Annotated in this window: 20 protein-coding genes; 11 read left to right on the top strand and 9 right to left on the bottom strand. The window is 55.3% G+C overall.

Annotated features, from left to right (window positions below):
• Positions 1–81 precede the first annotated feature (81 nt).
• The 4 genes from ygfZ (at position 82) to IE105_RS05140 (ending at position 3,312) form a co-directional block, all read left to right on the top strand.
• Positions 82–927, top strand: coding sequence for a CAF17-like 4Fe-4S cluster assembly/insertion protein YgfZ (ygfZ, locus tag IE105_RS05155; RefSeq protein WP_189496111.1), 846 nt, complete (start codon positions 82–84; stop codon positions 925–927).
• Positions 928–982: 55 nt separating this feature from the next.
• A complete protein-coding gene (locus IE105_RS05150; RefSeq protein ID WP_189496109.1) occupies positions 983–1,462 on the top strand; it encodes a GNAT family N-acetyltransferase in 480 nt (159 codons plus the stop codon).
• Positions 1,459–2,088: a DNA-3-methyladenine glycosylase I gene (locus IE105_RS05145; RefSeq protein WP_189496107.1), complete on the top strand. Its 630-nt coding sequence runs from the start codon at positions 1,459–1,461 to the stop codon at positions 2,086–2,088. The genes IE105_RS05150 and IE105_RS05145 overlap by 4 nt, the downstream gene beginning before the upstream one ends.
• A gap of 78 nt (positions 2,089–2,166) precedes the next feature.
• Positions 2,167–3,312: a beta-ketoacyl-ACP synthase III gene (locus IE105_RS05140; RefSeq protein ID WP_189496105.1), complete on the top strand. Its 1,146-nt coding sequence runs from the start codon at positions 2,167–2,169 to the stop codon at positions 3,310–3,312.
• A 65-nt stretch (positions 3,313–3,377) separates the two neighbouring features.
• Here IE105_RS05140 and IE105_RS05135 read toward each other — a convergent pair whose 3' ends face one another.
• Positions 3,378–3,722 (bottom strand): DUF6481 family protein, encoded by a 345-nt coding sequence (locus IE105_RS05135; protein WP_189496103.1) that lies wholly within the window; start codon positions 3,720–3,722, stop codon positions 3,378–3,380.
• A gap of 364 nt (positions 3,723–4,086) precedes the next feature.
• The gene (locus tag IE105_RS05130) at positions 4,087–4,554 is read right to left on the bottom strand and encodes a RidA family protein (protein WP_189496102.1); all 468 of its coding nucleotides are present in this window, start codon (positions 4,552–4,554) and stop codon (positions 4,087–4,089) included.
• Positions 4,555–4,636: 82 nt separating this feature from the next.
• Here IE105_RS05130 and IE105_RS05125 point away from each other — a divergent pair, with 82 nt between their 5' ends.
• Together IE105_RS05125 and IE105_RS05120 are read left to right on the top strand one after the other, a co-directional pair.
• The gene (locus IE105_RS05125; protein WP_189496101.1) at positions 4,637–5,245 is read left to right on the top strand and encodes a nitroreductase family protein; all 609 of its coding nucleotides are present in this window, start codon (positions 4,637–4,639) and stop codon (positions 5,243–5,245) included.
• Positions 5,246–5,609: 364 nt separating this feature from the next.
• On the top strand, positions 5,610–6,119 hold the full coding sequence (locus IE105_RS05120) for a CIA30 family protein (RefSeq protein ID WP_189496100.1): 510 nt from the start codon (positions 5,610–5,612) through the stop codon (positions 6,117–6,119).
• Here IE105_RS05120 and IE105_RS05115 read toward each other — a convergent pair.
• The 4 genes from IE105_RS05115 to IE105_RS05100 form a co-directional block, all read right to left on the bottom strand.
• Positions 6,116–7,288: an isovaleryl-CoA dehydrogenase gene (locus tag IE105_RS05115; RefSeq protein ID WP_189496099.1), complete on the bottom strand. Its 1,173-nt coding sequence runs from the start codon at positions 7,286–7,288 to the stop codon at positions 6,116–6,118. The genes IE105_RS05120 and IE105_RS05115 overlap by 4 nt on opposite strands.
• 606 nt (positions 7,289–7,894) lie before the next feature.
• The gene (locus IE105_RS05110) at positions 7,895–9,904 is read right to left on the bottom strand and encodes an acetyl/propionyl/methylcrotonyl-CoA carboxylase subunit alpha (RefSeq protein ID WP_189496098.1); all 2,010 of its coding nucleotides are present in this window, start codon (positions 9,902–9,904) and stop codon (positions 7,895–7,897) included.
• A gap of 98 nt (positions 9,905–10,002) precedes the next feature.
• Positions 10,003–11,595, bottom strand: coding sequence for a carboxyl transferase domain-containing protein (locus tag IE105_RS05105; protein WP_189496097.1), 1,593 nt, complete (start codon positions 11,593–11,595; stop codon positions 10,003–10,005).
• A gap of 208 nt (positions 11,596–11,803) precedes the next feature.
• Positions 11,804–12,310 carry a nuclear transport factor 2 family protein gene (locus IE105_RS05100; protein ID WP_189496096.1) on the bottom strand — a complete coding sequence of 169 codons (507 nt, stop codon included), beginning with the start codon at positions 12,308–12,310 and terminating at the stop codon, positions 11,804–11,806.
• 206 nt (positions 12,311–12,516) lie between these two features.
• Between IE105_RS05100 and IE105_RS05095 the strand changes: the two genes are divergently transcribed.
• From IE105_RS05095 to IE105_RS05085, 3 genes are all read left to right on the top strand, one after another.
• Positions 12,517–13,167: a DUF2959 domain-containing protein gene (locus IE105_RS05095; protein WP_233353996.1), complete on the top strand. Its 651-nt coding sequence runs from the start codon at positions 12,517–12,519 to the stop codon at positions 13,165–13,167.
• Positions 13,168–13,273: 106 nt separating this feature from the next.
• Positions 13,274–14,380: a sensor histidine kinase gene (locus IE105_RS05090; protein ID WP_189496095.1), complete on the top strand. Its 1,107-nt coding sequence runs from the start codon at positions 13,274–13,276 to the stop codon at positions 14,378–14,380.
• Positions 14,381–14,490: 110 nt separating this feature from the next.
• Entirely contained in the window at positions 14,491–15,612 is a 1,122-nt protein-coding gene (locus IE105_RS05085; RefSeq protein ID WP_189496093.1) for an MBL fold metallo-hydrolase, read from the top strand.
• Positions 15,613–15,652: 40 nt separating this feature from the next.
• On the opposite strand, the gene IE105_RS05080 is transcribed toward IE105_RS05085, so the two are convergent.
• The 3 genes from IE105_RS05080 to IE105_RS05070 all read right to left on the bottom strand — a co-directional run bounded on the left by IE105_RS05080 (position 15,653) and on the right by IE105_RS05070 (position 19,667).
• A complete protein-coding gene (locus tag IE105_RS05080; protein ID WP_189496091.1) occupies positions 15,653–16,015 on the bottom strand; it encodes a hypothetical protein in 363 nt (120 codons plus the stop codon).
• 87 nt (positions 16,016–16,102) lie between these two features.
• The gene (gene katG, locus IE105_RS05075) at positions 16,103–18,280 is read right to left on the bottom strand and encodes a catalase/peroxidase HPI (RefSeq protein WP_189496089.1); all 2,178 of its coding nucleotides are present in this window, start codon (positions 18,278–18,280) and stop codon (positions 16,103–16,105) included.
• Between the two features lie 331 nt (positions 18,281–18,611).
• Positions 18,612–19,667, bottom strand: coding sequence for a sigma 54-interacting transcriptional regulator (locus IE105_RS05070; protein WP_189496087.1), 1,056 nt, complete (start codon positions 19,665–19,667; stop codon positions 18,612–18,614).
• A gap of 241 nt (positions 19,668–19,908) precedes the next feature.
• Here IE105_RS05070 and IE105_RS05065 point away from each other — a divergent pair, with 241 nt between their 5' ends.
• A complete protein-coding gene (locus IE105_RS05065) occupies positions 19,909–20,088 on the top strand; it encodes a hypothetical protein (RefSeq protein ID WP_189496085.1) in 180 nt (59 codons plus the stop codon).
• Positions 20,088–20,222: a hypothetical protein gene (locus IE105_RS15505; RefSeq protein WP_267904659.1), complete on the top strand. Its 135-nt coding sequence runs from the start codon at positions 20,088–20,090 to the stop codon at positions 20,220–20,222. The genes IE105_RS05065 and IE105_RS15505 overlap by 1 nt, the downstream gene beginning before the upstream one ends.
• Positions 20,223–20,247 lie beyond the last annotated feature (25 nt).

Genomic DNA, 20,247 nt, shown 5'->3' with positions numbered 1-20,247 from the left:
TGGGTGTTCTATACCAAATAGGTAGGTATTCATTTATCGATTTTCAATAATAATCACAACGATTTTTATCGAAATTGGTCTTTGGCCGCTCTTGCGTCATGGCGCGACGTTGCAGGGCGTGTCGGCCCGCCCTATCTCCATACCATGCTAACCCACCACCGTCCGCGAACCGTTTTGAAGCTTTCTGGGGAGAATGTGCATGACTGGTTTTCTGGACTGATCACGAATTCACTACGCGGACCCGTGACGTTTGCGGCTTTGTTGACACCGCAAGGTAAGATTATCGCCGATTTCTTTGTCACGGACCGAGGCGATCACCTGCTGATTGATACGACGCCTGATATGGGGGGCGCTCTGCACAAACGCCTAAAAATGTATCGTTTGCGGGCCCCGATTGAGATTGATGATGTGTCTGACACGCATCACGTGTCTTGTCTTTGGGGCGTCGAAGACGGGTGCGAGATAGGCGACCCTGACCCCCGTATGCCCGCCTTGGGACGTCGCTTAATTGCGGATAGGCTGACGCCTGATACGGGCGATTGGGATAGGCACCGCCTGTCTCTCGGGGTGCCGGACAGTGAATGGGATTTCGGCGTCCAGACGACCTTTCCGGCAGATGCCTGTATGGATCAATTAAACGGCGTTGATTTCAACGGCGGCTGTTTTGTCGGCCAAGAAGTTGTCTCGCGTATGAAGCGGATGACAACGGTGAGGAAGCGGATGCGCGGTCTCGTCCTCAGCGCACCTGCTGAGGCGGGCGATAAAATTAAATGCGGCGAGCGCTCGGTCGGACAAGTCCTCCATGTGAACGGACTCCAAGGGTTGGCTTTGGTGCGCTTGGACCGTTTGCGTGACGCGACTGAAGGGCCGACGGTCCGGGACGCGCGGGTCGAGGTGATGAAGAGTGTGCTCGGATCGGATGATTAGGTCAGGGGATTAATCACCCCGTTTACATTTTCTCCAATCCTGCCAATCTTTACTTATGACCGACCTCGTTACAATCCGGCGCAATGACCGCGCTTCGTTGCCTCGCTTTGCCGCGCTTAATGCCGAGTGGATCGAAGAGCTGCATGTGTTGGAGCTGTCTGACAAAGTGATGGTTGCGACGCCAGAAATATATTTGGACAATGGCGGACAGGTTTTTACCGCGCATATTGAGACCGAGGTTGCGGGCGCTGTGGCGTTAAAACCGCATTTGACGGGCGATAAGCAAGGCCAATGGGAGTTGACTAAAATGGCGGTCGATGGCCGCTTTCGGGGCAATGGTGTCGGGCAAAAGCTGATGGACGCCGTTGAAGATTATGCCCGCGATGAGCTGGGCCTGAAACATCTTTTTCTTCTTTCAAACACCCGTAATGCGGCCGCACTTCGCCTTTATGCGCGCAATGGTTGGACGATCAATCATGAGGGCGCGCATCCGATCTACGCGCGCTGTAATATCGGTATGGAGAAGCTGTTGTGAGTGGACCCAACACAACGGCCCCAGATGATTATGTCCATGATCGAGACCGTCCGCGTTGCGCGTGGGTGCCGCCTTCTGACCGTCTGTACTGCCATTATCATGATACGGAATGGGGGCGTCCGATCCGGGATCCCAAGGCGTTATTCTCCAAACTGATTCAGGATGGTCAACAAGCGGGTCTGGCGTGGATTACGATCCTGCGAAAACGAGATAATCTGCTCAAAGCCTATGACGGGTTTGATCCTGATATTGTCGCGCATTATACGGACGCAGATCGAGCGCGCCTGATGGGGGACCCCGGCATTATCCGATCTAAGTCAAAGATCGATGCGACCATTGGGAATGCGCGGGCCTATTTGGATATGCGCGCGGCGGGTATCGATTTTGCGGACTATCTCTGGGATTACGTGGGCGGGACGCCTGTAGTGAATGAATGGGCCAATTTTTCTGACGCGCCGGTGAAGAGCGACATCTCTGAATTGCTGAGCAAAGACCTTAAAAAACGCGGGTTTAAATTTGTCGGCCCCGTCATACTTTATGCGTTTATGCAAGCTGTCGGGATGATCAATGATCACGAATTGGAGTGTTGCGCACGTGAGCCGAGTTTGACTGCTCGCTTCATCTAGCTGTTTGACGCACGCACAAGGTTCGTTAGACGGGCTGGGTAATAATAAAAGCCGAACAGTCATAAAAGGTCGTCGCCCGTGAAAGCCGTCATCTCCTCCACTGGATTGTGGACACCAGAACACAGCATTTCCAATGTGGAACTTGTTGTCGCGTTCAACGCCTATGTCGAAAAATGGAACATCGAAAATGCTGAGGCCATTGCCGCTGGCACGCTTGATGCGCTCGCGCCTTCATCGGCAGAATTTATTGAAAAAGCGTCTGGTATTAAGAGCCGCTATGTTTTGTCCAAAGACCCGATCTTGGACCCCAATATCATGGCCCCGCGCCTGCCTGCTCGTCCAAATGAAGAACCCTCCGTTCTGGCCGAGATGGCCGTGAAGGCGGCGAAGGATGCGCTCGCCCGAGCGGGAAAAACTGCGGCCGATGTGGACGCGGTCATTGTGGCGTGTTCCAACTTGCAACGCGGCTATCCCGCCGTCGCCGTTGAAGTGCAGGATTTGCTCGGCGTTGAGGGTTTTGGATTTGATATGAATGTCGCCTGCTCCTCCGCGACATTCGGCTTAGAAGCCGCGCGCGGTTTGATTTATGGCGGACAGGCGCGGTCTGTGCTGGTGATTAATCCTGAAATTTGCACCGCGCATTTGAACTTCAAGGATCGGGACAGTCACTTTATTTTTGGTGATGTCGCTACGGCGATCCTTGTGGAACGTGAAGAAGTCGCCCCCGATAGCCATTGGGAAATCATTGGCGCCAAATTGGTGACGCAGTTTTCCAATAATATTCGCAATAATTTTGGCTTCCTCAATCATACGGCTCCGGAAGATGATGGCATGTATGGTGATCGCGGTCGTAAAGGCCTGACCGATAAACTGTTCACTCAAAACGGGCGTAGCGTGTTCAAGGAAGTGGTGCCGATGGTCGCCAAATTGATCTTAGCCGAAGCGGATAAACTCGGTCTCGATCCCAATAGTCTCAAACGCATGTGGCTCCATCAGGCCAATCTGAATATGAATGTTTTGATCGCTAAAAGGGTGCTGGGTAAGGATGTTGATATATCTCAGGCACCGGTCGTGCTGGATGAATATGCCAACACCTCATCGGCCGGATCGATTATCGCCTTTCACAAACATTCTGATGATTTTGTTGCGGGAGAAACGGGGCTGATCTGCTCATTCGGCGCGGGATATTCCGCCGGCGCTGTGTTCGTCCGTAAAGTCGGATAAACGTTAAATCCGTCATAAAAAAAGCCCGGCTCAAGACCGGGCATTTTAAAATTTTGTGACGCAGCTTAGCGCTTTTTGCGACCTTTTCGGGCCGCGTATTTAGCGTCGCGTTGCGCTTTTTGCGTCTTGACGAGATCTTCTTTAGCCTTTTTACGGGCTTCTTCCGCCAGCGTTTTCTTGCGCTCGCGTTCAGCCTTCTCGGCTTTCTCTTGTTCGATCTTTTCCGCTTTTTCCGCTACACGCTTGCGTTCGCGCTCTTCTCGAGCCGCGTTGCGGGCCGTGCGCTCCTCCATCAGCCGTTCTTTTTCGGCAGGATCGAGTTCTTTCTCCTTCGCGCGCTTCAGCATAGCCATCTTGGCCTCTTTTTGCGCTTGAAGGCGGTCGTTAAATGTCTGACCGGGTATGCTCATAAGGACATGTTTCTTTTCATCGGGTTTCAGGAAGGCCGCTATATCGGGGGTGTGATCTTATAAATCAAGGCGTGGGGGCACGAAACGTTCCGCTAAATCTGTGATTTTTGCGAAATCAGGGCCACATTCACACGGACAGAGGGGGTGTGGCGGCGCAAGAGTGGCTTTTGAGGCGAATTGATGTCGTTGTTCGTCGGTCAGTTGCGCTAAGAGGTTGATCAGTTGTGACCCTGGCAATTGTATAATCATCTGGAACCCCTATGTGCGAACGACTCGCAACAAAGGTAATTTAGGGTCGGTTTTCTTGCAACTAAAAATTACTCGCAATATGGGGCGGACCTCAACCGTGTTTATGACGGTCGCGCTAAGGCGCAATGACCGCGATACAATCGATTTCAACGGCGACATCAAGCGGCAGGCTCGGCGCGGAAACTGCGAAGCGCGCGTGACGACCCGCATCCCCAAACAGCGCGACCATCAGATCGGAGCAGCCATTTATGATCTGCGGGATCGCGGCCCCCGTAGCGTTCGGGGTTGCCTGCACGAAGCCGCCCAATTTCACGATCCGCTGAACCTTAGAGAGATCGCCGTCACAGGCCGCTTTGAGCTGGGCCACAATATTCAAACCACAGAGTCGCGCCGCATATTCGCCCTGCTCAACCGTTAGCCCATCTCCCAGTCGCCCTGTAATATGCTCGTGACCGACTTTGCTGATTTGCCCTGAAATAAACACCTGATTTCCAACAGTCACATAGGGCACGTAATTGGCCACGGGGGCCATCGGTTCCGGTAGGGTGAGTCCGAGATCTTGTAAGCGTGTTTCAACGTTCATTTTTGAACTTCCATTTAATAGCGGCGTGCCTTGGTATCTTGCCTAAGCCGTCTATATGCTATCGTCCAGTATAGGAGCTATCATGTCAGACTCGTTTCCATTCCCGTCTTATAATTCCGCTGTCCTTGATTTTCTCAGCGCCCGACGCAGCAATCTGGCCAAGGCGATGACGGGCCCCGGGCCGGATGCCGATCAATTGGACACGATCCTACAGATCGGCACGCGCGTTCCGGATCATCGTAAGCTCACGCCGTGGTCATTAGTCGTGTTCCAAGGCGAAGCCCGCGCGACATTTGGCCACCATATTGCAGCCGTTTACCAGGCCGATAATCCTGACCATCCCGACGACCGCGTGTCATTTGAAGCGGACCGGTTTTTACGCGCCCCGCTCGTTATCGCTGTTATTAGCACGCCAAAAGATTGCTTGCGCGGAACGCCGGTTTGGGAACAGCAGCTCTCTGCTGGTGCTGTGTGTATGAACCTCTGTCTGGCTGCGCAGGCGTCCGGATTTGGCGCGCAATGGTTGACGGAATGGTACGCCTATGATGCGCGGGTTCATGCCGCGCTTGATATGAGCGCGGGCGACCAAGTCGCGGGTTTCATCTATGTCGGCACACCCACACAGGACGCTTTACCGCGGCAACGGCCACACCGTGACGATGTTATTCACTTTGCGTCATCACAGACGTAATATTGATAGCAAAAACCTAGGTTAGTACAGCTATTCACATTTTGTTGAGGTGACAGATTTGTGTCAGGCGGCTAACAAAAAATTGTTGGACGGGGTGACCCGACCCAATTTGCCCTCGGTCTCCATTGCGCCCCGTGAGATCGAGGGCTTTTTCATTTCAGCCCCCTATTTTGACTCAGCCAATTGTGCTCAGTCCATCGGCCAGACAAACCGGATCTTATCCGCGCGCGTATCCTGAGAACAAATATCTGTTCTTGCTGTCCGGTGTCATATGATCCTTCGTTATCTTCCTCTGTGCTTATTAGCGATCGCGATGAACGGTGCGGCGAGCCCAACCCAGTCCCTGCAACCGGAGCGCTGTGCCATGAACATTGACTTTTCCAATTCCAATAGCGTCGCCCCGTGGCAGATCGTCAATGACGGCGTCATGGGCGGACTGTCGCAGGGCACACGCTTTGCGGAAGGCGATCACATGGTCTTTCGCGGCGTTATAAATACCAATGGCGGCGGATTTTCGTCGCTACGGCGTCGTCTCTCGCCGGGAGATTTGAGCGCGACCACCGGTCTGCGCCTAACGGTTCGATCTGACGGCCGCGATTATAAAATGACCTTTCGCACGTCCGAACGCTGGCGCGGCCGGTCTGTGTCTTATCAAGCCCCCATTCCGACAACGCCCACAGGGGACTGGGTCGACGTCACGGTGTCATTTGCCGATATGGCAACGTCAGTGTTCGGGCGAAACGTCCGGGTTGCCCCGTTTGACCCATCCGATGTGCGCGAAATGGGGATCATCATCGCCGACGGAATTGACGGGGATTTTAAACTGGGGGTGCGGCGTCTCTCTTGTGTCGATTCGACCCCGACTGCGACCTAGGCCGTTTCCCCGAACAGTTCACGACCGATCAACCAGCGGCGGATCTCGGAGGTGCCGGCCCCAATTTCCATAAGCTTGGCGTCGCGCAATAAACGGCCTGTTGGGTAGTCATTAATATAGCCATTGCCGCCCAAAATTTGGATCGCGTCCAGCGCCATTTGCGTGGCTTTTTCCGCCGCATATAAGATACAGCCTGCGGAGTCTTTGCGGGTTGTTTCGCCACGGTCACAGGCGGCGGCAACAGCGTAGCTATAGGCGCGCGCGGTCGAGAGCGCGACATACATATCGGCGACTTTACCTTGGATCAGTTGGAATTCCCCAATGGCTTTCCCGAACTGATTGCGTTCGTGAATATAGGGCAGAACGACATCAAGGCAGGCCTGCATGATGCCGATGGAAATGGCGGAGAGCACCACGCGTTCATAATCCAGTCCGCTCATTAAAATCGCGGCGCCTTGGCCAATTTTGCCGACGACATTTTCTTCCGGTACGAAACAATTCTCAAATACAAGCTCACATGTATCAGACCCGCGCATGCCAAGTTTGTCGAGCTTCTGTGCGGTTGAAAATCCGTCAAAGCCTGCTTCGATGATGAAAGCGGACACGGATTTACTACCCGCGCTTGGATCGGTTTTTGCGTAAACCAGTAACGTATCCGCTGTCGGCGCATTGGTGATCCACATTTTATTGCCATTCAGCAGATAGCCGCCCTGGGCGCTTTCCGCTTTCAATTTCATCGACATAACGTCGGACCCGGCCCCCGGTTCGCTCATCGCAAGCGACCCCAAATGCTCACCACTCACGAGTTTAGGGAGGTATTTGGTTTTTTGTTCTGCATTCCCCCAGCGCTCCAACTGGTTGATGCAAAGGTTCGAATGGGCCCCATAAGACAGGCCGATGGAGGCGGAGGCGCGGCTGACTTCTTCAATCGCAATTGTGTGTTCTAAATAGCCGAGCCCCAATCCGCCCTGTTCTTCAGAAACAGTAATCCCGTGTAATCCTAACGCGCCCATTTCGGGCCAGAGGTGACGTGGGAATTGATTAGAACTGTCGACCTCGGCCGCAATCGGCGCGATTTTGTCTTGCGAGAATTGATAGACAGATTCGCGAATAGCGTCGGTCGTTTCCGAATGGCCAAATTTGAGGGTCGGGTAAGAAGTGGTGCTCATCGGGGTCTCATTTTGAAAATCGTTCGGGCCTATCTAACGCGAGCCGCAGGGGAAAGTCTTGCCCAAATATCGCGGCCGAGTGTCGGGGCGATTACAAGACACACGGGCATGTTCAACCGCGCATCAAGGCGTCGGCAAGCGGGCGTTTCGGGTCAAGGTGACACGAGCGCGGACTTTCCCCACTGATGGGGAAGAGGGAATAGAACCATTTTCAGCAGACAAAGTCCGCGCGCTTGGTAAGCGCACCCGATCAAAGCCTTGTGAACCCGGCAGACCTTCGTCACGTCCGGGACGGTGAGACAAGCTGACGGACTTTCGGTCCGGTCCCGTCTACCGATCATTCTGAACCAGAGCCCGACACATCAACTTGCGCCAATGTCACGTGCAAAAGGTCCAAACCGATCATCAATCACTTTGCCGGATGGGATCATGTGCGCCGCATTAACTCGCCCACAATCCAGCCTACCAAACCCCCGCCAGCCTAAGAGCAATGCCTCTCTCGTGTCCGAAACGGGTGAGGCTAACAGACCATGGAAAGGGGTGGACGGGGATGAGGTTGTGTCAGATGCGGTGCAGGGGCGTTGGGGTACGGAAATAAACGCGGGTTTATTCCGCGTCTGCCACCATATCTTCTAACGTCACTAACGCCTGACCATCATCAACAAGCACACCGACGACCGCCGTCACTTCGGAGACCACCCCGTCACGCGGCGATTTCAATGTCATTTCCATTTTCATGGCTTCGAGAATGACGAGAGGTTGATCGGCGGCGACGGTCGCGCCGGGCTCAACCAGCACAGAGATCACTTTACCGGACATGGGGGCGATGACGGCGTTGCCGGACGTGGCGGCATTTTGCCCGCCGGGGACGAAACGTGGGACGATGATGAAATCGCCCATACGTGTGAGCGAAACTGCGTCACGTTGAACAAGACTGTCCCACAATATAGAATGACTGAGGGCAGCATCATTGTCTAAAGTCGCATCTTCCGTGGCCAAGGAAATATGGACGGCCCGACCCTCAACAAGAAGCGACGCGGAGGTCTGGTTTTGGTCAATAATGTCGACCGAAATCATCTCACCGTCCTTGATAAAGTGATGTCGGTTGCGAGGGGGGAGGTTGGGTCGCCACCCCTCGAGGCGTCCAAATGCGCCAAAGGCCGAGTCAGTAGCCTGATCGTGCAGCGCGAGTGCAGCGAGCGCATAGGTTTCGTCGCGTGAGATATAATCCGGCGCGGTAAGTTCTGTCGCATGTTCAGCGATGAAACTCGTGTCGATCCGGCCTTCGATAAAGTCATCGGTAAAGAGGCAGCGGATTAAGAAGCCTGCATTGGTCTTGACCCCTGTGACCTCCATATCGTCGATCAACTGTCCAAGGTTTAAGATCGCCTCATCGCGATGCTCAGCGTGGGTGATCGCTTTTGCAATCATGGGGTCGTAGAATATTGAAACCGTTCCACCGCTCTCAACACCCGTATCAACGCGGGTGGTTATGTCGCCGTCTGACTGGCTGCTGGAATCTATATGTTGAATACGCCCAATGCTCGGGACGAAATCATTCGCGGGATCTTCGGCATACAGCCGCGCTTCGACGGCGTGACCTGACAACGTGATCTCGGTCTGGTCCGGTAGTGCTTCGCCTTGTGCGACCCGGATTTGCCATTCGACCAAATCCAATCCGGTGATCATTTCCGTCACCGGGTGTTCGACCTGCAAGCGTGTATTCATTTCCATGAACCAAAACCCGTCGGTGCGTAAGCTCCCGGAGCCATCGACGATAAACTCGACCGTGCCTGCACCTTGGTAATCCACGGCTTGCGCCGCCTTTACAGCGGCGGTCGTCATGGCGGCCCGCACGTCCTCGGTCATGCCGGGGGCGGGGGCTTCTTCGATCACTTTTTGGTGGCGGCGTTGCAGCGAGCAATCGCGCTCAAACATATGCACGACGTTCCCGTGCGCGTCGCCGAAGACTTGGACTTCGATATGGCGCGGCGACAGGATATATTTTTCGATCAAGACAACGGCGTTACCGAACGAGGCAGTCGCTTCGCGTTGGCAGGAGGCGAGGGCGTCTTTAAAGTCTTTGGCATCGTCAACCTTGCGCATGCCTTTACCGCCGCCGCCCGCAACCGCTTTAATAAGGACGGGATAGCCGATTTTTCCGGCTTGCTCCGCGAGGTGGTCCGGGTCTTGATTATCGCCTTGATAGCCCGGCGTGACAGGGACGCCCGCTTTGGTCATCAAGGCTTTGGCTGCGTCTTTCAGGCCCATCGCTTCCATCGCTTCAGCCGACGGTCCGATGAAGGTGATGCCCGCCGCATGGCAGGCGCGCACAAAGGCGGGGTTCTCAGATAGGAAGCCGTAACCGGGGTGGATCGCATCCGCGCCCGTTTGCTGGGCGGCGGCGATAATTTTGTCCGCGATGAGGTAGCTCTCCGCTGCGGGACTTGGCCCGATGTGGACGGTTTCGTCGGCCATGCGCACATGCAGCGCGCTGCGGTCGGCGTCGGAATAGACAGCGACGGTTTTGATGCCCATTTTGCGGGCCGTGCGAATGACACGACAGGCAATTTCGCCGCGATTGGCGATCAGGATTTTGGTGATTTTGGTCGTCATAATGTCTCCATTCCTTTTCTTGAAAGAAAGGAAGTTGTCTTTTGCCGCGTGGACACGCGGTTCGGATATAATTTCATCCCCCGGATAAAATTAAATCCTCACATCCTAAACACACCGAATTTCATTTCAGGCACGGGCGCATTGGCACTCATGGCGAGACCGAGGCCCAGAACGGTGCGCGTATCTTCGGGTGCGATGATACCGTCGTCCCAGATGCGGGCGCTGGCATAATAAGGATGGCCCTCGACTTCATATTTATCCTTGATCGGCTGCATGAAGGCTTCGCGCTCTTCGTCTGACCAGCCGTCGCTGCCGCGCGCCACATCGGCGAGCACGTTCGCGGCTTGGTCGCCGCCCATCACGCTGATGCGCGAATTGGGCCACATGAACATCAGGCGCGGCTCATAGGCCCGCCCGCACATGCCGTAATTGCCTGCGCCGTAGCTGCCGCCGACAACGACGGTGAATTTAGGCACTTGGGCATTGGCGACGGCGTGAACCATCTTAGCGCCGTGCTTGGCGATCCCGCCCGCTTCGGCTTTCGACCCGACCATAAAGCCGGTGATGTTTTGTAAGAACAGCAGCGGGATTTTGCGTTGGCAGCAGAGCTCGATAAAATGCGCGCCTTTCATGGCGGACTCAGAAAAGAGCACGCCATTATTGCCGAGAATACCGACCGGATAGCCCTCGATCTCCGCAAAGCCAGTGACTAACGTCGGGCCGTAAAGCGCTTTAAACTCGGTGAACCGTGATCCATCGACGATGCGGGCGATAATCTCGCGGCAATCATAGGGTTTGCGAATATCGGCTGAGACAACGCCGCCGAGTTCGTGGGTCGGGTAGAGCGGCGCGTCGCCCTCACCTGTTGGGAGGAAGTGCGGTTCTTTGGGTTCCAGCGTGCTGATAATATCGCGCACAATCGCGAGCGCGTGATCGTCATTGGCCGCGAGGTGGTCGACGACACCCGATTGGCTCGCATGCAGCATCCCGCCGCCGAGGGTCTCGGCGTCAATTTCTTCGCCGGTGGCCGCTTTGACCAGGGGCGGCCCGGCCAGAAAGATTGTGCCTTGGTTGGCCACGATCACAGCTTCGTCGGCCATCGCGGGGACGTAAGCTCCGCCCGCCGTGCAACTGCCCATAACGCAAGCGATCTGGGCGATGCCTTCACGGCTCATCTTGGCTTGATTGAAAAAGCTACGGCCAAAATGGTTCTTATCGGCGAACATTTCGGCTTGGCGCGGCAGGTATCCACCGCCGCTATCCACGAGGTAGATAACGGGCAGGCGGTTTTCGAGCGCGATATCTTGCGCGCGCTGTTGCTTCTTGCCCGTCATGGAAAAGTACGTGCCGCCTTTGACGGTCGGGTCGTTGCAGATGACGACGCATTCACGGCCTGAGACACGGCCAATCCCGGTGATGATGCCGGCCATGGGCACTTCGAATTCATACATCTCGTGTCCGGCCAGTTGGCTGAATTCGAGGAACGGCGTGCCGGGGTCAAGCAAGCGTTCGACGCGTTCGCGCGGCAAGAGTTTGCCGCGCGACAGGTGTTTCTCCCGCGCGCGTTCTGAGCCGCCTTGGGCGTAATGCGCGACAAGTCGCTGCAAATCATCGGTGAGCGCGCTCATGGCGTCGCGGTTTTGCGCGAACTCCGCGCTGGTGGTGTCGATTTTAGAGGCAATAACGGGCATAAGGGGCTGACTACGGGGCGAAGGGAGGCAAGGCAATGCGTGAATTTCGGCGCAAGCTGAAAGATCATTGCGTCAAATTGTGAGGACGCTGCGCGCCTCCACTCTAGAACATTATTCTTGGTTTTCGAGAAAACTATGGAGGTTTCTACGGACGTCTCGTGCGCCCGTTGTGATCGACGGCAGGGCGCTTTGTCGGTTGATCCGTTGCCTACCCGCCCATCGCGGTGACATGGGCGTGTGTGTCCGTATATTGCTGGAAGGTTGTGATTTCGCCGTTTTGCACGGTCCAAACGTGGACAAAAGGCGCGTCGAGCGTCTCGCCTGTCGCTGTGTAAAGGGCTTTATAGTGGCCAATCACGGCGACGCGCGGAACATCCATGATGAATTCGATCGGGTCTGCCGTGAAATAATCCCATTCGCCGCCGATGCGTGAAAATAATCCGCTGAGGACGGCGTTGGGGCCGACATAGGGGTTCAAATCGGCGTAAGGGTTGCCTTGGGCTTCATTCCAAACAATGGCGTCGCTCATGTCACGTGTGACCATATCCATGTCGCCAACGGCAAAGCCATCATAAACTGCTTGGACGGTCGCCCTGACGGCGGCGTCTGATGGCATGGCGGTCGTTGTTGTAATCGTTTCCATCGGCGCATGTGTGCAGGCGACCATGGCCGCGCCGCAGGCTGACATCATCATAATAGAGAGAAGGGGTTTCATGGTCGCGCTCCGATTATAAGTTTGGTGCGTGGAATATGCGACAGACTGTCAGAAATAGATAGTCAGATACAGGCTTTGGGCTCTGCCCGGCTTACGCGCCACAAGGATCTAAAATTTCACAGATCGGAACCGAGCCTGACATTCAGGGTTAGATAAGTGACGCGGCCCGATTAGGGTGCCTCAAATCGATAGAAACAGGACAAATAATGCGCGCATCAATTTTGTTTATGGGGGCGTTGGCCCTGTCTCCCCTCCTGATGACAGGCTGCTCGACAGTCGCGTACACCGTTCAAGAAAAGTTCGGGATTGAGAAACGTGATATTCTCGTGGACCGCGTCGAAGGTGTGGCCAAGTCGCAGACTGACACCAAAGAGGAATTCGCGGATGCTTTGGAAGCCTTCCGCGCAGTCGTGGCTGTTGACGGGGGCGATCTGGAAAAAACCTATGATGATCTGAAACGCGCTTACGCCCGGGCCGACAGCCAAGCGGACGAAACGCGCGCACGCGTCGCGTCGGTCAAACGCGTGTCCCGCGATCTATTCAAAGAATGGGAAACCGAACTCGGTCAATATTCCGATGCAGGACTGCGCCGCACATCCGAACGGCAGTTGCGCGACACCCAGCAACGATATGAGGTGCTCGCCGCTAAAATGGATGCGGCCACCGCGTCGATGGATCCCGTTTTGGCCGTATTCAACGACCGCGTCCTGTACCTGAAACATAACCTCAACGCGCGGTCGATTGCGGCCATTGGGGGAGAGACGGCAAAGCTCGAAACCGACGTCGCGCGCCTAATCGTCGACATGGAACAATCCATCTCTGCTGCCGATGCATTTATTTCAGATATGCGCGCATAGTAGGTATCTTCGCGCTCGTAGACTGACGGTCAACATAAAATCCCGCCTCTGAAAACGGACAACCCTTTTTCTTGCACCCCCATACATAATGTTTGAATAAGAGGCCATGAAAGCCCAGCCTCACCCACAGCAGCACAACCGGCTGACCACCCTGCGCCAGTTCGATATTCTGGACACGCCGCGTGAGCGCGATTTTGACGATATTGTCGCTTTGGCCTCGGAGATATGCGGTACGCCGATTGCCGTCATCAATCTAATTGATGAGCATCGACAGTGGTTCAAGGCGGAAGTGGGACTGGGCGTACGGGAAACCCCCCTCGCAACGTCCATTTGTTCCCACGTCATTCTTGAAGAAGACTTTGTCGAAATTGAAGATACGCTCATCGATGAACGCACAGCGGATAATGAACTTTGCCTCGCACCTGACAATGGTTTGCGATTTTACGCGGGGGCGCTCTTAAGGGCTGAAAATGGCTTGCCGATCGGGACGTTTTGTGTGCTGGATACAAAGCCTAATAAACTGACTGACATGCAACGAAAGGTGCTGAGCATATTAGCTCGCCGTGTGATGCGTGAACTCGAATTGCGTGTGGCCCTGAAATCACAAGACGCGCTTCGCAACGAAATGGACCACCGCGTTAAAAATAGCCTGCAAACAATTTCATCAAATCTGAATGTGCAGGAGCGTCTCGGGACGCGGACTGGCGACTGGCCTGCCGTCTTTTCAGCCGTTCGCAGACAAATCGACGCTGTGAGCGCGGTTCATCGCGAACTGCACCGCTCGAAGGGAAGCGAAACACTTAACCTATCCGATTATTTGCAAACACTCGCGGGCCATTTAGCCGATTCTATTCCAGCCGGAATATCTCTCGAAGTTGATGCCGCCTCCATTATGATCCCGCCAAAGATCGCGACAAGCCTAGGTGTTGTTATCAATGAATTTGTGGCCAACGCGATGAAGCACGCGTTTCATAATCAACAGTCAGGCCAGATAACGGTCTCTGCAACGCATGATGGTCGGCAGATACACCTATTATGCCATAATGACGCTGGCGAAGACGTGGCGCCAGAGCCAAAAGAAACCACCGGACTGGGGCAAAGACTTCTTAAGGCGGCCATCGCGCAACACGGAGGGATTGTCGATCAAGGCCCCGATTCAACGGGGGGCTACACGTTGGATGCGAAAATTCCTTTTCGGATAGCCTCGACATGATGTGACGTCAGAGCCGTTCAGACGCAGGATGCGCTACACGGTTGCGATCTTTTCTTGAACGTCAGGTGCGGCATATGGCTTTTTCAATTGAGGCCGCATAAGACATTCCCATGAAAACCCCTTCAATCCTAAAAACCAAAAAACCCTCCAGCCCGCAAGATGCCTCGCTCATTCCGAGCGATCGGTCCTCGCGCATGTTGGAATTCGTCACTGAGGATAAACCGCAACCCGGCGAAGTCCGGGAGATCGCGGACGGCGTATTTTGGTTGCGCTTCTCTCTGCCGATGACGGGGCTGAACCACATCAACCTTTACGCACTGCGCGATGGGGATGGCTGGGTGGTGGTCGATACGGGCATCGCGATGGCCGAGTCCAAACGCCAATGGGAAGGGCATTTCAAAGAGCTGATGGGCGGACGTCCGGTCAACCGCGTGATTTGCACCCATCTCCATCCGGATCATACGGGCCTCGCGGGATGGATTTGCCGCAAGTTCGGCGCGCCCCTGTTGATGACACGCGGCGAATATATGCTGTGCCGTTTGCTGGTCGCGGATACGGGCCATCCGGCCCCGCAGGAAGGCATCACCTTTTACCGCAAAGCGGGTTTCACCACGCCGCAAATTGACTTGTACAAGAAACGCTTTGGCGGGTTCGGGAAAGCCGTCGAGGAATTACCGCACGCTTATGACCGGCTCACCGATGGCGAATGGGGCAAAATCGGCAAATATACGTGGCGGATTATTATCGGGTCCGGCCACAGCCCGGAACATGCCTGTCTCTATTGTGAAGAATTGGGTCTCTGCCTGACAGGGGATCAATTGTTGCCAAACATCAGCTCCAACGTCTCCGTTTGGCCGACTGAACCAGAAGGTAATCCGCTCAATGATTGGATTAGCTCCTGTCATAAACTGATCAAAGAACTGCCCGAGGACACGCTGATCGGTCCGGCACACGGAGTTCCGTTCCGGGGCGCGCATAAACGTTTGAGCAAACTGATCGAACATCACGAAAAAGCGCTCGACCGCCTGTACGAATTTTGCGTCGAGCCAAAAATGGCGACCGAGGTCTACTCGGTCCTCTTCCGCCGTCCGATAGATGACACGAACCGCATCATGGCTGTTGGCGAAGCGGTCGCGCATTTGAATTGCCTCAAAGGCCGCGGGTTACTGTCGCGGCGGCTCAATGATGCGGGGCAATTTACCTATAAGGCGCGGATTCCGAAGGTCGGTTGACGGTCGGGTCGCACGCTCAAGCTAAAGGCGCGAAGGTCTTTTAGGAGGCGTCTTTGTCATTAAGCGCGTCGGTTTCGCGTTGTTTTCGGTTTCTGCGTTCGGCCATCTCAACGTAATTCGGCTGTTCGTCGCCGCCACTGTTCGATGAGAAAAACATAATGCTCATGAACACCAAGCCGAGGATAAAGGCCAAGGGTATCGCGAGATAGTGAGCCGCTTTGCCATGGGCCGAGACGTTGTCGGCTAACGGCCAAAATACGATTATGAGACAGACCGGCACCGACACAAGCGCATAATAGAACACGAATCGCTTGAATTTTGTGATCGCATCTTGCCGCTTTTGGACGTCTTCTGACGATTTTCTTGCCATATTACTCGTATCCCGTGTGTTATTGAAACTCATATGGGCGACATTCAATCGAATGTTTATGTAACAAAAAGCCGCGCCACAGTTTGTGACGCGGCTCACGATTTGTTCTGATGGCAGCTATTAGGACACGTCGAACCGATCCGCCATCATCACTTTGTTCCATGCGGCGACGAAGTCTTTGGCGAACTTTTCCTTATTGTCGTCCTGCGCGTAAACTTCGGCATAGGCGCGGAGGATCGAGTTGGAGCCAAAGACGAGGTCGGCCCGTGTCGCCGTCCACTTCACGGCGCCAGATTGGCGGTCGCGGATTTCATACATATCGTCACTCACAGGATGCCATGTGTTGGACATGTCCGTGAGATTGACGAAATAATCCGTCGACAGCGTGCCTTCCCGGTCGGTGAAAACGCCATGTTTTACGTCGCCGTAATTGGCCCCAATGACCCGCATCCCGCCGAGTAAGACAACCAGTTCCGGGGCTGTCAGGCCCAACAGTTGCGCGCGATCGAGGAACATAGCGTCAGCGGACCCGGCGAACTGTGCTTTCGCATAGTTGCGGAACCCGTCTGCGAGAGGCTCAAGCGGCTCAAAGCTCTCGGCGTCAGTCATCGCCTCGGTGGCGTCACCGCGACCGGGTGTGAAGGGAAAATCCACATTGAACCCACCGGCTTTGGCGACGGTCTCAACCCCGACATTACCCGCGAGAATGATGACGTCCGCGATTGACGCGCCGGTCTCTTTGGCAATGGGGTCTAGCACGGACAGAACACGGTCCAGGCGGGCAGGCTCATTTGCCTCCCACGTGCGTTGTGGCGCGAAACGAATGCGCGCGCCATTGGCGCCGCCACGTTTGTCAGATCCGCGATAGGTGCGGGCGCTGTCCCAAGCCGTGGTGATCATGTCGACAGGCGTCAGATCAGTCGCCGCAATCTTCGCTTTGACCGAGCTCACATCATAGGAGGTTGATCCGGCCGGAATAGGATCCTGCCAGATCAAATCTTCAGACGGCACGTCGGGGCCGATATAATTGACCTTCGGTCCCATGTCGCGGTGGGTCAGCTTGAACCATGCGCGCGCGAACGTATCGCGGAAATAGGCTTCATCGGCCATAAACCGCTCACAAATTTCGCGGTAGATCGGGTCAACCTTCATTGCCATGTCGGCATCCGTCATCATCGGCATGGTGCGGGTGGTGCCATCATCCGTGTCGATGGGCATGTCTTCATTCTTGATGCTGACAGGCTTCCATTGTTTCGCACCGGCGGGCGATTCGGTCAGTTCCCACTCGTGGCCGAACAACATGTCGAAATAGCCCATATCGAATTTGATCGGGTTGGTCGTCCACGCACCCTCAATGCCGGAGGTGATGTGGCCGCTGGCTTTGCCTGTCGTGTTGGGGTTCATCCAACCGAAGCCTTGATCTTGGACTTCGCCGCCTTCAGGTTCCGCGCCAAGTGCGCCTGCGTCGCCGTTCCCGTGCGCTTTGCCAACGGTGTGGCCGCCCGCCGTCAGGGCCGCTGTTTCCTCGTCATCCATCGCCATCCGTTCAAAGGTTACGCGGATATGCTGGGCCGTGCGGGCGGGATCGGGATGACCGTTCACACCTTCGGGATTGACGTAAATTAGACCCATATGCACGGCGGCCAAGTTCGGGCCGAGCGTTTCTGCGTCTTCCAAATTGGCGTAGCGGTTTTCGCTTGGCGCGAGCCACTCTTTCTCCTCACCCCAGTTGATGTCGATTTCCGGTGCCCAAATATCTTCGCGTCCGAAGCCAAATCCAAAGGTCTTCAACCCCATATTTTCGTAGGCGATTGTGCCAGCCAGGACGATGAGGTCGGCCCATGACACGGCATTGCCGTATTTCTTTTTGATCGGCCACAGGAGACGTCGCGCCTTGTCGAGATTGCCATTGTCAGGCCAGCTGTTGAGCGGCGCAAAGCGCAGATTGCCGGTTGAGGCGCCGCCGCGCCCATCGGACGTGCGGTAGGTTCCCGCCGAATGCCAAGACATGCGGATCATCAAGCCACCATAATGGCCCCAATCCGCCGGCCACCAAGATTGGCTGTCCGTCATCAGTGCATTAACGTCCGCTTTGAGCGCATCGAAATCGAGTGTCTTGAGCGCTTCGCGGTAATTAAAGTCCGGGTCCATTGGGTTGGACCGGGCCCCGTGCTGATGCAAAATTTCTACGTTTAAAGCGTCCGGCCACCAAGACTTGTTGGATGTCGATGTGCTGCTCGTCGCGCTGCCGTGCATGACGGGGCATTTCCCGCCTGTTTTGACTGACATTTCGTTCATGGGGTGTCCTCTTCGCTATTGTCGTGTGGATCGCTCTAGGGGCGGTTGAGTCGTGAGTAGGCCATGATGTTCCATCCGTCCAATCGTTGGTTCCAAAGTATTTAATCGGTTTTAACGATATAACGCCGCGCGTATTCATTTCGCATTCAGCCAAGGAGCGGCATCTCAACCCTCGCATGAAGGATGGAGTTTGTGGGCCATCCGTTCTGTTAACGGAGTTCGATTTTGCGCGGCGGTCATGGGGGTGATCGTCAGGCTTGATCGTCTGCCTCCGTTCCCGGCCTGTCGTCCCCCGGCAGGCCGGGTATTTTTCTCTATATATCGAAGACTGCTATTTCTTGAGCCCGTGTTTACGGAGTAGGCCCCGGAATTGATGATAGCTGAGCGCGAGCCGCTCGGCGGCTTTGCCTTGGTGGTCATGGCTCGCGCGCAGGGCTTCATCGATCAAGCGGCGCTCAAAGGTCATCACCCGATCGGTAAAATTATCCGGCGCGGCTGGGGTCGGCCCCGGTTGTGGTGTGATTGGGCTGACATGCTCCGGGTCTATCGCTTGTGGCGTTACCGGCGTGGGCGTCGGCGGTGCGATTGGCGGGCGCGCGTCTCTGAGGCGGTAGGGGCTCTCAAACGGATCAAAATTTATCACATCAATCGGTTCTGTGAGGTTTTCATCTTCTAAGAAGGCCTGCACGGTGCTGCGCGCGACCACGTTTTTCAGCTCACGAACGTTGCCGGGAAAACGGTGTGCCCGGATCTCTTCTTGCGCTTCCGCTGTAAAGCCGGGGAATTGCTCAGCCCCCAGCTCACGGGCCACGCTGCGTCCGAAATGATCCACCAACGCGGCGATATCGTCTGTCCGGGCGCGCAGGGGGGGGAGGGTCAGGACGTGGAAAGCGAGCCTATCAAGTAAGTCAGCGCGAAAATCGCCCCGCGCCACCGCGCTCGGGAGATCGACCGCGGTCGCCGCGACCACGCGGACATCAACCTCTTCATTATAAAGCTCACCCGTCGCTTGCACCTTGCCGTGCTCAAGCGTGTGCATCAGCTTTTCCTGCAACCGCAGGGGCATCATCTCAATCGCATCCAGAAAGAGCGTGCCGCTATCCGCTTCAAAGAACCGTCCGTTCGTATCGACGCGACCATCCATAAAGGTTTGGCCAAAAAGCTCCCGGTCGAGCTCGATTTCAGTAAAGGCGGCACAATTGACGTGAACATTCTCTTTTTCCCAGCGTGGAGAGAGAAAGTGAACGCGCGAGGCGATGAGTTCCTTCCCAGTACCGCGCTCTCCGGCGATGAGGACGGGTCTGTTGGTCGATGCGTAGTCAGAAACGCGGTCCATGAGCGCCATAAAAGTGGGGCCGGAACCGATGGGTTGGGTGCGAATGGTCATATTTGGATTATTTAGCTAATTGTTATTGGTAAATCTAGCCAATTATTAGTTTAATATACTAGTCGATTTCCCGTTTACCGATAACAATTCTGCAAAACCCTTATATTTCAATCGTTTAGTTTATCGTGACAACGCTCACGCAATTGGTCATCTTGTAATCACTGAAGCGGAGGCAACAGACCCCCGCCAACCCAGAGCCCGGAACCCCGGGACGAAACGAGAGAGACGAAAGGAGACGATGATGACATATCGCACCATCGATAATGACCTGAATGCTATCAACGGAGCGGCTTCACCGTCGCGTTCCGTCCGTCGGGCCCGCGCTCGCCGCGGCTATGCCGCAATGAACGTCCGGACGATTGGAAGCTACGGCGCCATGACCCTGCACGGTTCAGTCAACACTTACGAAGAGATTTTGTAATGAATGATCGCAATCAAAGTGCCACCGATTGGCGGACAAAAGGCGCGCGGTTTGTCCGCTACGTCACCACCCGCGATAAGGAATGCTGGGGCTTTTTCGCCGCAGGCTTCCTCCTCGCAGCCATCTTTGCCTAAAGGCTGAGACCCCTACTAACGACTT

Source organism: Algimonas arctica (assembly GCF_014652695.1).
Taxonomy (GTDB): Bacteria; Pseudomonadota; Alphaproteobacteria; order Caulobacterales; family Maricaulaceae; genus Litorimonas; species Litorimonas arctica.
Note: the sequence above shows the minus strand (reverse complement) of the source record. Positions and strands in the feature narration are given on the sequence as shown.

Excerpts from the sequence above, each read along its gene's own strand:
- IE105_RS05080 (WP_189496091.1), bottom strand. The coding sequence starts at position 16,015 with ATGAGTTTCAATAACACACGGGATACGAGTAATATGGCAAGAAAATCG.
- IE105_RS05125 (WP_189496101.1), top strand. The coding sequence starts at position 4,637 with ATGTCAGACTCGTTTCCATTCCCGTCTTATAATTCCGCTGTCCTTGAT.
- IE105_RS05065 (WP_189496085.1), top strand. The coding sequence starts at position 19,909 with ATGACATATCGCACCATCGATAATGACCTGAATGCTATCAACGGAGCG.
- IE105_RS05135 (WP_189496103.1), bottom strand. The coding sequence starts at position 3,722 with ATGAGCATACCCGGTCAGACATTTAACGACCGCCTTCAAGCGCAAAAA.
- katG (WP_189496089.1), bottom strand. The coding sequence starts at position 18,280 with ATGAACGAAATGTCAGTCAAAACAGGCGGGAAATGCCCCGTCATGCAC.
- IE105_RS05100 (WP_189496096.1), bottom strand. The coding sequence starts at position 12,310 with ATGAAACCCCTTCTCTCTATTATGATGATGTCAGCCTGCGGCGCGGCC.
- IE105_RS05130 (WP_189496102.1), bottom strand. The coding sequence starts at position 4,554 with ATGAACGTTGAAACACGCTTACAAGATCTCGGACTCACCCTACCGGAA.
- IE105_RS05115 (WP_189496099.1), bottom strand. The coding sequence starts at position 7,288 with ATGAGCACCACTTCTTACCCGACCCTCAAATTTGGCCATTCGGAAACG.
- IE105_RS05085 (WP_189496093.1), top strand. The coding sequence starts at position 14,491 with ATGAAAACCCCTTCAATCCTAAAAACCAAAAAACCCTCCAGCCCGCAA.
- IE105_RS05070 (WP_189496087.1), bottom strand. The coding sequence starts at position 19,667 with ATGACCATTCGCACCCAACCCATCGGTTCCGGCCCCACTTTTATGGCG.
- IE105_RS05110 (WP_189496098.1), bottom strand. The coding sequence starts at position 9,904 with ATGACGACCAAAATCACCAAAATCCTGATCGCCAATCGCGGCGAAATT.
- IE105_RS05150 (WP_189496109.1), top strand. The coding sequence starts at position 983 with ATGACCGACCTCGTTACAATCCGGCGCAATGACCGCGCTTCGTTGCCT.
- IE105_RS05090 (WP_189496095.1), top strand. The coding sequence starts at position 13,274 with ATGAAAGCCCAGCCTCACCCACAGCAGCACAACCGGCTGACCACCCTG.
- IE105_RS05105 (WP_189496097.1), bottom strand. The coding sequence starts at position 11,595 with ATGCCCGTTATTGCCTCTAAAATCGACACCACCAGCGCGGAGTTCGCG.
- IE105_RS05120 (WP_189496100.1), top strand. The coding sequence starts at position 5,610 with ATGAACATTGACTTTTCCAATTCCAATAGCGTCGCCCCGTGGCAGATC.
- IE105_RS05095 (WP_233353996.1), top strand. The coding sequence starts at position 12,517 with ATGCGCGCATCAATTTTGTTTATGGGGGCGTTGGCCCTGTCTCCCCTC.
- IE105_RS15505 (WP_267904659.1), top strand. The coding sequence starts at position 20,088 with ATGAATGATCGCAATCAAAGTGCCACCGATTGGCGGACAAAAGGCGCG.